12 protein-coding genes and 1 pseudogene are annotated in these 16,237 nt (G+C 43.4%); 1 reads left to right on the forward strand and 12 read right to left on the reverse strand.

All coding sequences use genetic code 11. From position 1 onward, the window contains the following. Positions 1 to 162 precede the first annotated feature (162 nt). A pseudogene (locus tag DW830_RS13755) lies at positions 163 to 1,146 on the forward strand (alanine/glycine:cation symporter family protein); the annotation flags it as partial. A gap of 20 nt (positions 1,147 to 1,166) precedes the next feature. Here the strand turns inward: DW830_RS13755 and DW830_RS13760 are convergent. The 12 genes from DW830_RS13760 to DW830_RS13820 all read right to left on the reverse strand — a co-directional run bounded on the left by DW830_RS13760 (position 1,167) and on the right by DW830_RS13820 (position 15,853). Continuing rightward, positions 1,167 to 1,745: a GNAT family N-acetyltransferase gene (locus tag DW830_RS13760; RefSeq protein WP_119250286.1), complete on the reverse strand. Its 579-nt coding sequence runs from the start codon at positions 1,743 to 1,745 to the stop codon at positions 1,167 to 1,169. A gap of 212 nt (positions 1,746 to 1,957) precedes the next feature. After that, on the reverse strand, positions 1,958 to 2,521 hold the full coding sequence (locus DW830_RS13765; protein ID WP_119250287.1) for a DUF5675 family protein: 564 nt from the start codon (positions 2,519 to 2,521) through the stop codon (positions 1,958 to 1,960). Between the two features lie 22 nt (positions 2,522 to 2,543). After that, positions 2,544 to 5,345, reverse strand: a complete 2,802-nt coding sequence (locus DW830_RS16745; protein ID WP_233544546.1) for a hypothetical protein — start codon at positions 5,343 to 5,345, stop codon at positions 2,544 to 2,546. Between the two features lie 17 nt (positions 5,346 to 5,362). Then, positions 5,363 to 6,421 (reverse strand): phage antirepressor, encoded by a 1,059-nt coding sequence (locus tag DW830_RS13785; protein ID WP_233544547.1) that lies wholly within the window; start codon positions 6,419 to 6,421, stop codon positions 5,363 to 5,365. 337 nt (positions 6,422 to 6,758) lie between these two features. Continuing rightward, positions 6,759 to 7,241, reverse strand: a complete 483-nt coding sequence (locus DW830_RS13790; RefSeq protein WP_119250288.1) for a hypothetical protein — start codon at positions 7,239 to 7,241, stop codon at positions 6,759 to 6,761. 4 nt (positions 7,242 to 7,245) lie between these two features. Then, positions 7,246 to 7,398 (reverse strand): hypothetical protein, encoded by a 153-nt coding sequence (locus DW830_RS15930; RefSeq protein WP_158573508.1) that lies wholly within the window; start codon positions 7,396 to 7,398, stop codon positions 7,246 to 7,248. Positions 7,399 to 7,612: 214 nt separating this feature from the next. Continuing rightward, entirely contained in the window at positions 7,613 to 8,098 is a 486-nt protein-coding gene (locus tag DW830_RS13795; protein WP_147487273.1) for a hypothetical protein, read from the reverse strand. Positions 8,099 to 8,217: 119 nt separating this feature from the next. Beyond that, positions 8,218 to 8,550: a hypothetical protein gene (locus DW830_RS13800; RefSeq protein ID WP_119250290.1), complete on the reverse strand. Its 333-nt coding sequence runs from the start codon at positions 8,548 to 8,550 to the stop codon at positions 8,218 to 8,220. Positions 8,551 to 8,647: 97 nt separating this feature from the next. Continuing rightward, complete coding sequence (locus DW830_RS13805) at positions 8,648 to 9,805, reverse strand: hypothetical protein (protein WP_119250291.1); 1,158 nt, start codon at positions 9,803 to 9,805, stop codon at positions 8,648 to 8,650. A gap of 52 nt (positions 9,806 to 9,857) precedes the next feature. Next, positions 9,858 to 10,118: a hypothetical protein gene (locus DW830_RS13810; protein WP_119250292.1), complete on the reverse strand. Its 261-nt coding sequence runs from the start codon at positions 10,116 to 10,118 to the stop codon at positions 9,858 to 9,860. Between the two features lie 2 nt (positions 10,119 to 10,120). Then, complete coding sequence (locus DW830_RS13815; RefSeq protein ID WP_233544548.1) at positions 10,121 to 15,562, reverse strand: DEAD/DEAH box helicase; 5,442 nt, start codon at positions 15,560 to 15,562, stop codon at positions 10,121 to 10,123. Positions 15,563 to 15,670: 108 nt separating this feature from the next. After that, entirely contained in the window at positions 15,671 to 15,853 is a 183-nt protein-coding gene (locus DW830_RS13820; RefSeq protein ID WP_119250293.1) for a hypothetical protein, read from the reverse strand. Positions 15,854 to 16,237: the final 384 nt, after the last annotated feature.

Genomic DNA, 16,237 nt, shown 5'->3' on the forward strand with positions numbered 1-16,237 from the left:
AATTCATCAATAATACAAAATAATTCTGTAACTTTGTCCTTGGTAATCTCCATAATGATATCTTTTTATGTTTGTAACTAATTGGATTTCACCTACAAAGATACAAAAAATATCGGAGATTACCAACTTTTTTAGGCACTATTTCTTATCCCGAACTGAGGTATGTATGCCCTCGAAAAGGGATTGGGATGGAAGTGGCTCGGTATCCTCTTCGCCCTCTTTGCCGCCCTCGCCTCCTTCGGCATCGGCAGCACCGTACAGGCGAACGCCATCTCCACACTGGTAGAAAACCAGTATGGCATCAGTCCATACATCACCGGTGCCTTCGTCACCATCCTCGGTGCCGCAGTCATCATCGGTGGCGTGCAGAGTATCTCAAAAGTATGTGGAATGCTTGTGCCTTTCATGGCGCTTTTCTATGTGGCGGGCTGTATCTACATCCTGATTGTTAATCACGCCTATCTCCTGCCAGCCCTGAAGATTATCTTCGAATCCGCCTTCACTACCCGTGCAGCCGGCGGCGGTTTTGCAGGCAGCACCCTCATGATAGCAGCCCGCTATGGTATTGCCCGCGGACTCTTCTCCAACGAGTCTGGACTCGGTTCGGCACCTATCGTAGCAGCTGCCGCCCAAACCCGCAATCCGGTACGCCAGGCACTGGTATCCTCTACCGGAACCTTCTGGGATACCGTCATCATCTGTGCCCTCACGGGATTGGTCATCACCTCCAGCATCATCGCCTATCCTGATATCGACTACCACGATGGCGCAGCGCTCACCAAGGCAGCCTTCAGCAAGATACCATACATAGGAGCCCCATTGCTTACCATCGGCCTCACCACCTTCGCCTTCAGCACCACCCTGGGATGGAGCTATTATGGCGAACGCTGCGTAGAGTACCTCAAGGGCAAGCGCTGGATGCTCATCTATCGCATGTTGTATATTGTGAGTATCTTCCTGGGCAGTGTCATCAGCCTCGGACTGGTATGGAATATCGCCGACTGCATGAATGCCCTGATGGCGATACCAAACCTCATCTCCCTGCTCTGCCTCAACGGCATCATCGTTCACGAAACCCGCAAGTATCTCTGGCGAGGCCAGCTTGACAAGGATATGGACGAAAATGAAATCGAGGAATTAGAGTAGCGGATACAGAGATTAGCGAACTAACGTAGCGGATACTGAAGATGTTTCATGCTGTGGCCACCCCACACGGCATCATTCACGTATTCGAATCCCATATTGGCATAGAGTCTTTCTGCCTTCGGATTGCCCTTATCCACAAGCAGTCCAACGGCAGGAAGGCCCATTTCCCTGCCCTTTTCTATCACCGCCTTAAGCAGCATCTTGGCGATACCCTTACCACGGAAGGCAGCAGGCACGGCGAGGCTGTCGATATAGAGTTCGCCCTCCTGGGTTTCCGGATCCATTCCAGAATAGTCGATGCCGAAGGTTTCCTTAGCCTCCTCGATGAATCGCTTACGCAGCGTCTTGAGCTGTGCACCGTCGTAAGACACGATGATACCAGCAGTAATGCCCTCGCTATTGGTAGCCAGGAGCGTATTGCGGTAACTATACTGGCTATCCTCCATTTTTACGAGTCTTTCCATCACCTGGTGAAATTCCGCCAGTGTATGATGCGCTCCAGCCAGATTCTGGCAGCATCCTGGGTTCATCGCTTCCATGATAAGCGATGCTATGTGCGACGCCCCGTCAGGCGTAGCCGGTCCAATGTTTATCTTCATATTTGTTTAGAGTTATATCATTACATTATTTAATTAGTCATCCGATTCCCCTCTTCAAGTCAGAATCCGCTTGCAAAGATAGCAAAAACAATCGAGACAAAAGAATTTTTATATATTTTTCACCCTGCCCCATCAGTGCACTGCAAAATTTTCCCTTTATTCAGGTACTCTTTTGCAATGCACTACTTCTTGGTTTAGACGATGATTTGTGTTTAGAGGATGGTAATCCAGACGGATTCATTCTTTTCTCTCGCTTCGCTGATGCATTTCATCAGGCGATGCAGCCAGATACGGGAGTTCACCACCATGCCCTTCACCTTGTTCTCGCCCACCAGGATGCAGCCCTGGGTATCATCGGGGTAGTTGCCGGCATGGATGCGGATGCCCTCGAAATTAGGAACACCCTGCAGATACGGCAGCCACTCCTTGAAGCGGGGCGACTTGGTGACGAGCAACGGATAGGTACCCTCGGGAATCGCCGTAGTGCCCTTCATCTTCTGCGCCTTCTTGCCCGAAACCCTGCCCAGGCGCACGTTCACCTCCTCAGGCTGGAGTTCCACGCCCTTCAGGTTGCGCCACGTAGGCTCCAGGGTATCGCAGAAATAACACTCCTGCGTCAGTTTGCCGGCATCTATCTTATGCTCGAACCAACGCTTCAACTGTGGGTTCATCCATGAAGAGTGAACCACTCTCTCTACCTCCTCATCCTTCAGGATATAGAGGCGACCAATGGTATAGCTGTTCTTCTTGGCTATACGCTTCAATACTATTTCCATAAATATTCAATTAATTTAAAAATCAAGCTTCAAGCACCTGCCCGTCGTGGCGGTACTTCAGCTTCTTGAATCTGTAACTACTGTAACCGTAACCACTTTTCCCGTCCTCGCCGGGCGGAGAGATGCGCTCGATATACCCACGGTAAATCCACTGCTTGATCACATTCCGGGTACCCTTCGCATTCAATCCATGCTCCATACGGATGGCATCCAACTGCGGCATGGTGAAGATATCAGGCAGCAGCTGCAGCAGATTCTCCGGTCCACGCTTCGAACTCTTCTCGCCGGCACTGTTCTCCCGGGCTATCATATCGCCGAAGAAACGCATCTTGCAGTAGAGGTCGTAACGCTCGCTCCAGCGGATGAAATCATCCATCTCCGGCTCCCATCTGTAGCCGTTGGCAACATAGAGCACGCACGCCTTGAGGTAGGCGATGACGTTGGCACGGAACGAGAAATTCTCGAAGATGCGGTTCTGCGAAGTACGTGCAAACTCGGCATTCTCATTCTTCAATACCACGGCTAGATCATACGCCTCCTGGCATTCCACCAATCCCGACGCCATACAGAGATTTTCGATGTAGGGCTTCAGAGAATTTCTGAATTCATCATCGTAGGTGCCATAGATGGGAATATCCTCGCCAATCTCTCGCTCCGGAATGGTACAGAAGTTGATACGGCTCAGCGGACCATCGGTCAGCACCTTCGCAAAATATCGCTGCCCCTTGTCGATGGTGGTGGATGCATTCCAGTTGAAGCGAACGCAGACACGCTCGGTAACGCTCTGGATTCCTACGCGAGACTGTCCGAATTTGTTACTAGGATCAAAGGCGAGGCACATGATGCGGAACTGCTGATTGCCGATACCTCTCAGCGCATCAAACTGGTCGATTTCGTTGAGCGAAGTATAAAGGAAATGTTCCTTGGCTTCAGCAGTACGCATCACGAAGGCTGGGTTGGTCATATCAGCATCAATCTCCTGAATAATCAGATTCTCAGGGCGTTTGCGCTTATCCTTGTTGGCACCCTTACGCATCATCTCCTCTTTCCATTCCTTCTCACGCTTCAGGTTTTCGGCATCTCTTTTACGGATGTCCTCCATGATGAAATCGATAGGTTTCTGCACACAACTTTTACCTGCGCCTGTGCCTGCAAGCAGACAGGTCATCAGGGTAGCTTCGTGCTCCACGTTATCGATATATCTGAATTTCGTTCTCCAGAGATGGGTAGCCAGCGGAGGGAAAATGGCGCAAGCCACAGCCGGCTGATAGATTTCCGGAGTCTTGGATATCAGCAGCTCCACCAGTTTCGGCAGCTTCTTGGGCATCGGAGGCGGAGCAGGATAATCCTCGTCTTCACTTTGAACTTTGAGATTTGAACTTTGAACTGTATGATTAGCATTGCCTGCCATTTGCCCCATCAAGTCCCCCGTCAGGTGTCCCGGGGATTTGCAATCCCCGGCAAGCAAGCTATAACCATTTTGTCCAGCAAGAAAGTCCCCCGCCAGGCGTTCCGGGGATTTGCAATCCCCGGCAAGCAAGCTCTTAGCCGCCTGTTCCGCCAAGGCATTCACGCGAATCACATCCCTAGAAAACGGCTTGGAACTATCTCCATATTTCGCATAGAAATCATGGATAAGCTGGTGACAGTCATTCTCCTGATAATAGCTCGGCATTCTCTTCGCCACCACCTTCATCAGCTCCTCCTCACTCATCACACGAGAAGCGCCAGCACTCATAATGGCGAGCAGGGAGGAATGCCTGGACCCGACGGTATCAATATTCATCCCCTTCAGTCCTGCGGATTCCTGAAAGAGGTCGAAGGCTATGAGATTCTTGGCATCAACTTGCCCTGCTTCTTGGGCTGCCAGTCCGCCAGCTTTCTGAGCATTTCCAGAATGGCTGATATCAGCATCATCAGCACGATGGCTATTACCAGGTTGGGCAGGCTGAATAGCAGCGCCAGAAGGAACAGCAGAATAGCTGTCAGTGCCCTGAAATCGATTGTTTTGAACATCGTCATTACTTTGAACTTTGAGATTTGAACTTTGAACATTATGATTACTATCATTAGGTACTTGCCCCTGAAAGTCCCCCGCCAGGCGTTCCGGGGATTTGCAATCCCCGGCAAGCAAGCTGTAGCGAGCCGTCCCCTTACCATCAATCGTAAGCCCACGCTTCAGGAAAGCCTCTCTGCGAGCTTTGATCTCCTCATCCGGCAGCACCCCATACCACTCCTTCGAACGGTAAATCTCCGAGTCCTTATCCGTGATAAAGATGATTCGCTCCGGCGTGATGCAGCTCTTGTCGTAGGGAATCCCAGCCGCCTCGCAATACGCCTTCTGCGTCTCTTCAATCGTCATACCCATCGGCATTCTGATATCAATATGCAGCTTCTTTCTAGCCGAATACTCCAGATGCAGCAGCATCCCTTTCCATATCGTGTTGCTGCAGTTCAGCTCACGAGCCTTCTCCAGGGCAGCATCCACATAATCCACATCATCCACATCAATAGTCGTCTGAAAGAGGAAGCTTTCAGGAACCGCATCCTCACTAGATCGGTGATTATTCCTGAACTTAGAATAATGAATGGCACGGATAGGCAGCTGTCTTTTCAGCCCCTCCTTCGCCTTCTTCACCGCCTTTTCATCACCAGCATCTACGCCGGGAATCGCCTTTTCCCCACGTATCTGCGCAATCACACCCTTCAGCCACGGCTGTGCTATCAGGGTGTCATAGACATACAGGGGCTGGGAAGAATTCAATCTTCCCATATTGCCCTTGCGTGCCGGATTTAAAGCCATTACCTGTTGCTTTATCGCCATATTTCCATTTTTAATGATTATCCCAAATTCTTCACCTCATACAGTTCAGCAAGCTCCCAGAATCTGTGCGCCAGGTCATGGATAAACTTCCTGCCCTTCTCGGTCCATACGAGATAGGTATGCGTAACCGCCTTGCCCATTTTCTCCATTCTGCCATCGCATTTCGGATCCAGGAAGGCATTGTATCGGGTGCGGCTCTTCGCCAATCCCATGTGCGCATACTCCGCATAGAGCATATACTGTCCGCTCTGGTAATACTGGATATGCAGGGCGCACAGCGAGCGGTTCAGCTCCTGCGCTGTAATCCCCAGCTCCTTCGCCACCTGGGTAATAGTGAAGCAGGAAACAGAATCCAAGACATTATCCGAGTAGATCGCTTTAGGCAGAAGCCCATCCACCTGCTTCTCCAGGTTGATGACGTTCTCGCCCTGGATGGAAGCCCATCTCGTCTGCTCATCCAGCACCCCGTTGAGACGTCTGATTTCCACATCCTGCTCGCCGATGAGCTTCTTGTCAAGCCCCAACTGCACTTCCTGCTGATGCAGCAGCTTCTTCTGCTGCTCCAGCAGCATCTCCTTCTTCTTCAGGGTGGCACGGAGAATCTCTTCAGCATTGCGAATCGTCTCCTCCTCGCTCTCCCCCTCCTTCACCGGGATATAACCGCCCGTTTTGCGAATCTGCGGCAGCACCACCGAGGTAACCCAATCCTTGAACTTCACCGCCGTAGCCAGTTTCGAACCGAGCACCAGAGCATAGAAACCGCTCTCGTTAACGAAGTTCATCTGCACGTTCTGCACCTTTCCTTCAGAAACGCCAAAACGATTTTTGACAGTTCTAGCAATGCGGTATTTCGCCGTATCGCTAGACCTAACATGCTGTCTTACAGCGTCTGTAGCTCTCTTATACCCGAGCACATCACACAAATCCTTCGCACAGAACCAAGGCTCGCCCTTCTCATCAGTAACGATGCGAACCGTTCCGAAATCCGGATTCTCAAAAACAGCAGTCTGCACACTCTTCTTGGCAGAGCCGGCATTCTTGCCATCCTCCGCCTTCTGAATTTTTGAATTCATCATAAGCAAAAAAAATTAAGTAAATATATAAAAGGTACCCGACGGATACCTTTGCAAAAAAATACACGCTAAAAGTTTCCGCACATATTTTAAGTTGAGGAGTAACTCCTCTAACTTCCTCACAAAAAGTTCTGCAATAATAAATGTATCAACCTTGTCAAAGACCGATGGGCTGATACGCTGCGCCACTTACAACATGGCAGGAAAACTATCCCAGCAACCTGGCGATAGAAAACGCAAAAGCCCCAGACCTCAGAACCGGTATCGTTCTGAAATCTGGGGCAAAAGTACGGCGATATTTTGAAATAAAAATAGTACGGAGTAGTACAGCGTACTAGTACTAATACTTGCTAATCTTCTTGTTATATTCTATAGTTTGCTTGGTATTCTGACCATTCACAAACCCCATTCTCAACTTCTCTCTATTAATGTTCCACAACAAGGAAAAATCTTTCCAGCAGGAAGAAAGATTCAGCTCAAACTGAGCCTTCATGACAAGGCAACCCATCTGAGCAACAGTCAGTTGAGAAGCAGGCTGATAGTTCTCATCCAACACTCCCGCATCCTGCATTTTATGAAGCCAGCCAATCCCTTGGGGCGTAGAAAGCTCTTGGGGAATGACCGTAACCTTCGCTACCTCCTCTTTGGATTTATCATCCGTATTAGAATTCTCTTCAACCACCTCCCCAAAATCAGCCTCGCAGACATCATCCTGAGATGCCTGATTTCGAGTAAAATTAATAAGCTCATTGAAATTGTCAACATGGTCTATGCGAACCAGTCTAGACTGGTCATAGAAATTATAAGTATCATTTGTCGCCATCTTTCTACTTCTTTTTATCGTTCAATATTTTAAAACGGTTATATTTACCTGGAATCTGCACGAGGATACTATGATCGTAAAGATTCACGTTAACTACTACGACGATTAATCTCAGCTGGGCGAGCTTAATCAGCGACTTATAAAATAATTTAGCCATAATAATCCCTTTCTTAATCTTTAATTTTTGAAGGATTGACTAAAAACTACCATTTACTAGTTAGAGAGGGCAGCCCCCATGATTTTCATGAGGTGAGGCAGCTATCAAGGCGTTGTTGACTTATGACCAGCAAAACCCTAGTGGTTCATGTTATTTCTTTCATTTTCTTTGGTTTTTAAAAGTTTGCAATTGAATAAGTTGTTGTTTAGTATTATTACTCCGCCTTGTTCACAAACTGGCGGAGATCTACTTTCTTTTTTATCAAATCTTCCACCGCTTCAGCTCCTGCGCCATAGATTTCTTTATATTCTCTTTGCAGTTGATTGATGCGGCCAAGTCTTTCGTCTCTATCTTTAATATGCTTTTTAGATTTGTAGTTCTCTACGGCCTCATATTCTTCATGCAGATAGTGACCTATTATATAGCAGAATTTTAGAATGGTTTCAATCTTTATTTTAGAATCGAAATTCAGGAAATTCCGAATCGTATCATAAGAGACATGGAATTCATTCACGATTGATTTCCGAGGAGAAATATCCTCACCAATCATGATACCGAGAAGAGTTCCAATCCTCTCGATATATGATAATCTCATCAACCTTACAGCCGGAGATTCTGATTTTTCTATTTCTTTTGCCTCTTCAACCATTGCTATTTTTATTTTCTGTGTAAAATTAGCAATAATCGGTGGTATTTCCAAGCCTTTTACGTCTCTAAGGGGACGTAAAAAGAGTGCGTATTTTTTCCTGATTGTCAAATATATGTACGAAAAAGAGAGAAAGTGCGCATTTTTAGCGCTACACTTCCTCTCCTCGACTTTTATGGATGGGTAGGTAATTCTATTACCATTTCCACAGCTCTTGTGAACGACATGAGAGGAGGAATTTTCACCCCAGCGCTTCTCAGATAATTCACCAGTTTCTTCTTGCCCCAGTTGATTCTGGAATCTCTTTCGCGATAGAGTTCCCTGAGCTGTTTGACATTAGAAGGCAGAGAATCCAGCTTTTTCTTCAGCTCGGCAGGATCTCCATACCGGGTCATTTCCTCTATTCGAGCCTTCAAGGCCTTGTTCTCCTCCACCAGCTGGTCGTAATGGCGGAGCAAGACTTTTACCTGCTGCTCGTAAGGCAGGTCTTTGTTCATTTCATACATAAGCATTTCTCTTCACCGTGTAGAGAGGAGGGCCTAGAAATATAAACGACCTATGATGTAAAACGAGAGGTGGTGACACACCGCCCCTCACGCTGCACTAGAGAATCGCTAACAATAGAGTCCCTGTAAATATCACAAATATAATAAGCATAGACATACAGCCGGCCTTCTCCTGAGGTTTCTCATGGGCGTTATTAGAACAACCAACAGGCTTATCTATCTTCTTTTTACGAAAATCATAATATTCATTAGATGTATCTAATTTCTCTCCATGCTGCTTTAGCTTATCTATTTGCTTTTGTGACTCCTTTAATTCGTTAATAGTATCCTTTACAAAATCGTAGCCAAAATTACCAACAAGGGCTAAATTATAGTCCCCTTCATCCTCATAAAGCTTAAAAGCAATAACTCTAGAAGCCAAACATAATTGGTTAGCAGAATTAAGCTTTTGATAAATAAAATAAAGACAGAATAGCTTTCTACCTTTTGACATTTCATTTGTTTGTGATAAAACAGAATCAGGAACGTGTCCAATTAAATCTCCATCAGAGCTGTAGATACCATCATTAAGCATATAACCTGAAAAGAGACCCATTTCTTCTGGCTCTATAAAAACAACATTCAAATAACGATTGACATCTTCAATATAGAAATGCGAAACATCTAGTGACCAATCTTTCGTTTTCTCGCTTGAAGGCAATATCTCATAAGGTAATATGTTGAATCCAAATTGATCTAACAAACCTTCACCATTCTCTACATATTCGTTATACTTGGTCTTATCCAATTTACCGTTCAATTCACCTAACTGCTCCTTAGACGCTTCCCCTAAGCTAACCGTATAATCATTGATTACTTTCTGCATCATATCCTCCTTTCCTTCATACAGTTTTAACAACACAGCAGTTCCTTGCATTGCAACTTTGCCTTCATTATCGACAAAAGGAGCTATCTGCAAAAAACATGGCATCATTTCACCCTCCGTAAACTTGTTGACTTTGGCAATTTCAGTCTTTTGAATATAGCCAACAAGCTTCCCATCATTTGCATAGATACCGAGAGCAGATGAATCAACCGGATTATCAGGCTCGTTTTCAATATAGCCAGCCAACAACCCAAAATAATCACTGTCATTTTTATCTAAATGATAATTGATGCCGGCAATCTTTACTTTCATAGACATATCTTCACAAGCAAGATTCTCGTTGTCTACGGAATATGTTACTGTAAATTTGAAAGATAAATTCTTATCCATATTTTCTATTTTTACAAACTCAACAATACCTAATCCTCACTCATGTATTGCCCTACATATACCATGAAGACAATATCCTATCAATCAAAGCACGAGCATAGAGTATAGCTTCCTCTTCAGGAACTTCACTTCGCTCATCATACCCCCAGTCATTCACAAACTCGGCTCTTACGATAAATTCAGCCTCCTCTCTTTTAAAAGATTTAGCCCACTTGGAGAACTCAGGCGCATTCTCCGCCTGAGCTCCATGGATAAAGTCTGTAATATAAGTAACCAACCAGTTACTCAATTCATTCATTTTAATCGTTTTCATATCTACTTTATAATATAATTTTCTACTTTTATAATTTCACCCAATGTAAGTTGCACACTCCATTCAGCCAAGTTTCCTTTTATATTCTCGGCTTTAAAGTTAATGCGGTTGATAGCTATAAGAGCCGAAGCATTGCCATTGACAAGTTTGAGATAACGGAATTCTCTTGCTACATAAGGGAACTTGCCCCCATTATAGTCATTCAAGTAATAACGCTTACCTTCCTCCACATTCTGTTTATTATAAAGCGGAGTTCCCTGCTCATTTACAGCCAAATAGCGAGAGGCAGTACTTTCTGTGATTGTACGAACAAAATTTTTTCTTTCTTCTACGACTATATGATAGAAGTCATCATGTTTCACCTGAAGATACAAGGTGTTGTCTTCTGTAGCTATAGCCAGTTCTCTCTTGGCCGAATCAGAAATTCCACTCATTCTACCAGCCACATCAATACTTACCTCAGCCCCATTAAATGAAAGTTTTGGTAACTTGCCAACTATCTGCATGGTCTTGATACTAACATTAACGATAGAGCAAAACAAATCAAAAATATATCTTGGATTCTCGTGTTCTCTCGACCAATCGTTAGGGTCATTTCTGATGCCACTCTTCTTGTCAACAGTTACAGCATAACGCTCAATCAACCATTCAATGGCAGACTTGCCATTTACCACATAGTCATAAGCCTCAACAGGGATATTCCTGATGGTGATGTAGTCATTATAGATGATCGTATCCTTCTGATCTTTATTCGGGAATCTCATCTTAGGAGTCACAGAATAATGCTCATATTGATTCTTGCCATGATATGCATCTACAATCTCCAAGCCTTCGTAAGCAGCCACACTCTCATAGTTCAGATGTAACTTGGCCAAAGCCTTACCTGCCTGATAGAAATCACGGAAAGCATCAACATCCTCGATGATTGGAATACGAGGGAGACTCTTCTTCAAATCAGCTTCAAACATGGTACGATACTCTGGCGAATGCAAGAAGCCATAGATATAATAGAATATCATTTCTTTATCTATCGACTTAAGCTTCAATCGTGTACGCACTTCATTAAGTATCCAGTTACTGATGCCATCATGACGAATGTACTCAGATTCTGGATTTTCATCGAAGAGTGAAAGCTGGCGTGTCTTTGATTCTTCATACCAGTAAAGAGGAAACAGCTGCGTATCGCCAATAAAATGCAAATCAGCGATATTATTTGTTATCAATGCAGAAAGTCCTTTGCTTTGACTTACGCATGAAATACAAATCATCATATTTTGCATCTCTATTGTAGGGAATAACTTCGGTGATAATCCCATACTTTCAATTAACTCATTCGAGAAATACAGCAATTGCTTGCAAAATGGTCGATATAGACTTGTAACAACCTCACTATCAGCAGCTATAGATTGGTTTTTAACAACCCTATTACGTAATCCTCTTGTCCAGCTTATCTTTGTATCATCCTTATCAATAAAATCTTCAACTTTTATTTTAGGATTCTTATTTATGGCACCTTTATACTCCTCTACCTGCTGATTATAAAAAGAGATCATATTAGAAACATTATTATTCAAATGTATCTTACTGAAATTATATACCCAAGCATCTCTATTAGTAGCAATGCCGATAGCATAAGTAGAATACATAGAATGGGAATTAACAGCAAACTTCTTATCAGGAGCCAAAGGAATAAGTTCTTTAAAGCCCTCATTGCGCATGCTAATCCAATCACCATGCTGGTTTGGAGACAAGATGGTCCAATCCAAGTTTTTTCCCTGGATACTCTTAAACTTCTTAACCAATGCTAACTTCTGGTCAGTTGATAAGTAATCACCAATATCATGATAAAAAATAGTTGCCTTCTCATTCGGCAATTGATTTGGCTTTTTAACCAAAATAGTTATTGATATTGGAGTACGAGAACCCGAATCGAAAATTCCATCGCCTTCTTTCTTACGAAGTTCGCCTGATGTTCTTGCGTTACCTCTCAGATTAAGAATATAAATCTTAGAAAATTCTCTTTCCAAGCATTTTCGGAATCCATCGTTCGCATTTCCGTCTAACCAAGCACCATTGCTGATGAAGCCGATTACTCCACCCTCCTTATTCTGTGCTAATTTATCTGATGCCCATCGGAAAGCTTTGACATACATATCGTATGTAGATTTGTTCAACCCAGCCTCCGACTGTGCCACATAAGTCTCGGTGATACGTGCATCCAAATATTCGTACGACTGATTTTGAGCATTGTCATTAGCCGATTTTTGACCTACAGAATATGGCGGATTGCCAATAATCACTTGGATAGGCAATCTCTTCAATTTATCCACATGTTCAGAATTCTCAGGGAACCATGAGCTGTCTAACTTACCCTCTTCATGTTCTGAAATTTGGAAAGTATCTGTTAAGCAGATTCCATCATAAGAAACATATTCCTTTCGAAGGGTCAATTCATGGAACACACTCTCTATGTTGACATCCGCTATATAGTATGCCAACAGAACAATTTCATTACAGAAAATTTCATGTCTGTATTTGCGCTCCAAATCTTCAGGCTTGATAAGACCACTTTGCATAAGACGAGTAATGAAAGTACCCGTACCCACAAATGGATCAAGGATATTGACATTCTCGTCAGATAAGGTGCAATCAAACTCTGATTTCAAAACATCATTTACAGAGCGAATAATAAAATCAACACATTCAATCGGAGTATAGACAATACCCAGCTTTTCTACAGTCAGAGGGAAAGCTCCCTTAAAGAACTTCTCATAGAGGGTCTTGATAATAGACTGTTTGCCTTCCAGGTTATCAATGTCGCTTACATTTCTACGCACATCCTCATAGAAATTAGCAAGAGCCTCGGTATCTCTGTCAACATCCTCCTTCTCTAAAATGTCGAACATTTTTTGCATGGAGCGGCTTACCGCATTGTTTTCAACAAAACGGTATTTCTCAAATAAAGCATCAAAAACAGGGCGGGTAATCATGTGCTGAGCAATCATCTCAATAGCCTGATTCTTATCAACACTAGGATTGATATTCTGCTGCAAGCCCTTCAAGAACTCGTCAAACTCCTTGGTAGCCTTACCATTCTCTATCAATTTCTGGATACGATAAATAAACTTTTGAGCAATATCGCCAACCTTCTTAGCCCAATTTTCCCAATACAATCGGTCACCAACCTTTTCTACCAATCTGGCATAAATGCCTTCCTGCATCTTGCCAAACTTGATTTCTAGTTCTTGTGCTATCTCTTCTTGCGATAGTTGCTTGCTACCTTCTACTGCTTCCCCATCTTCGTCATGTCCGGAAACCGAACCGCCATCACGCATTGAAAAAGAATAACCAGGAATGGTACCAATGGTTACTTTAGAAGGCTTATTTTTATTCAAGTTGATTTTTTCGACCGTCGCATTGAATTGGTCATCATGAGCACGCAAGGCATTCAGAATATCCCAAACCACTTTAAAACGATGGCTCTCCTTGCCTAAAATATCATCAGGATTAGCACCTGGAGGCAACACTACAGGCACAATAATATATCCATACTTCTTCTCATCGGCCATACCCTTATGGAAACTGCGCATGACACGACCTACACTCTGAACTACATCTACCTGACTATCACGGGCTGACGCAAAAACAACAGCATCAAGAGCAGGCACATCTACGCCCTCAGAAAGACAGCGAACATTCGAAAGAATTCGACATTTGTTATCATCGCCGGTATCTTCCTTCAGCCAATCAATCTTCTCTGAACGAAGTTGTGCATTCATAGAACCGTCAATGTGCTGAACTTCAATATCCAGCACATTATCACGCTCATTTTCATTTACATCTTTTTCTTTATAAAGTTTTGTCAGCTTAGGAAATTCTGAGGCAAATTCGGTAGAACAGATACCGCCATTGCTTCGTTTTCCACGATTGATAGATGAACAGAACACCACGGCACGATGCATCTTGGAAGGATCCTCTATCAAGGTAACGCCCTTATCACCCTTGATACGCTTTGACAAGCCGTTTAAACAACCTACCAATTTAGTGTAGTCATCAGCATTCAGTTCTGTATCATCCTTCAATTTATCCTTCAAATCATCCGATAATTCATCCTCCGAAACTGTAAGAACAAGTACTTTATAATCAGTCAGCAAGCCTAAACTTACAGCCTTTCCGAATCCGATTCTATAAAATTCTTTTCCATAGATACTTTCATCATCCATACTCCAGAGGATGAAGTCTTTCTCTTCAGCATTCTTCTTTACGCTATCTTTATAATAACGAGGAGTCGCAGTCATATAAAGACGCTTTACACCCTTTACATACTCATTGTTATGTATTTTCGTGAAACTGCTTTCATTTTTAACTTTTGACTTTGCACCAGTTGTACGGTGAGCTTCATCACATACGATATAGTCGAATACACCAAATTTCCCATTATTTTCTTTTAACAACTGAGCCTGAGCAGCAGCTACCACATCAATACTCTGGTATGTTGAGAATACCACTATAAATTCGCCATTTTCCTGATAGGTTTTAAGCTGCTTTACAATAGTATCTACATTAGTAGAAGCAGGGAACGACATATCCAAAAGATTATTTTCATCGTCATCCTCAAATCGTGAAGCACTAGCATCAGAGCAGATACAAACTGGTTTAATCTTGTATTCAGAATCAGTAGTCCAATTCTGCATACCCTGACTTAAGAGGGCAATACTTGGTACCATAAAGAGCACCATACCCTTACCCTTAGTTTCATTTTCTATAATCTTAAGCGAGGTATAAGTTTTACCTGTACCACATGCCATGATCAACTTACCCCTATCATGATTCTTGTAATATTCATGAGCTTTATCAAGAGCCTCTATTTGATGAGGACGTATAGTTTTCCCTGCAAGCAAAGCTTCCTTGCCCTGCTTGCCCTCAACAAGTTCCTTCCAATTTACACCAGAATACTGAAGACGGTTTGCATAAATAGGAATAAACTGTATGGTCTGATGCTTAGTTGCTTCCAAAGCATTCTTCCCCCAATGTGATGATGTAGAAACCCACACCATTTTATCAAAACGCGAAGTATGCATTTCATCATCAACAAATACTCGGTTTGCGTTTGAGATAAACGAATCTACCATACCCTTGCTCATTACAGCATCCTCCTTGTAGCATTTGCATTGTATAGCCCAATACTTCCCTTCGTCAGTCTTTGCAACAAGGTCTATACCTAAATCGATTCCACCCAAGCTTTCTTTGCCAGGGAATTCATCCCAAAGCCAGACTTTCTCCAAAATATTTGCATACTCGGGGTCTGTCAAGAGCCAACGCTTGATTAATTTTTCAAACTTTGCTCCTTTATCATGCTCAGTAATAGATTCTTTTCTAAAACGAGCCAATATATCCTTAAATGTTATGGTTTCTGTAGCTGATGCAGCTTGATTATCTATCATACTATGCGTAAATAATTTAACGACAGTACTCTTCCTCTTCATTCCAGAAAAGTACCATCAATAGTTATACAATATGACACGAATGCGCCAATGATACTTTTCTAAGAATTAATGATTAAAATGGAGGGTAACTTCCCCATCAGGCATTTCTTCAATGCTCTGCACCCATTCGATGCAGCCTGATTCGGGATTTACGTCTATCGAATATTCGCTGCCTTCCTTTTGACCATCAAACTGCACGGCAAAACGCCAAAGACCATCTTTCAGGACTTTGGTAAAGGCAATTTGCATTGTTGAAGCATGCGATAGGGATATATCTAATCGCTTAGCTATCTCTTCATAGCTAAGTATCCATTTGGGATGATTCGTATCTTGATTGATAAGGCACGCTATACCTGTAGAAGTATATGTGATACCCTCTGTTTCACTAATGGCATAGTAAGTACGTGTACTATTAGCTTCAATACGGATGACACGCTCACCAGTATCAATAGTTTCATCCTTGCTACAACTGGCAAGAACGAACGTTAGTATAAAGGCTACAAGAGCCTTGACGCCCCACTGATAGGGGGAGGCCGTCCGAAAACTTAATTAGGGAAGCAAACAACTGAATTGGGCATTTTTCTTTTGCTCTTTATAGTTAATTAACCTCGTATCTTCTTGATTCTCAATTAT

Source organism: Prevotella sp. AM34-19LB (assembly GCF_003468525.1).
Classification (GTDB): Bacteria; Bacteroidota; Bacteroidia; order Bacteroidales; family Bacteroidaceae; genus Prevotella.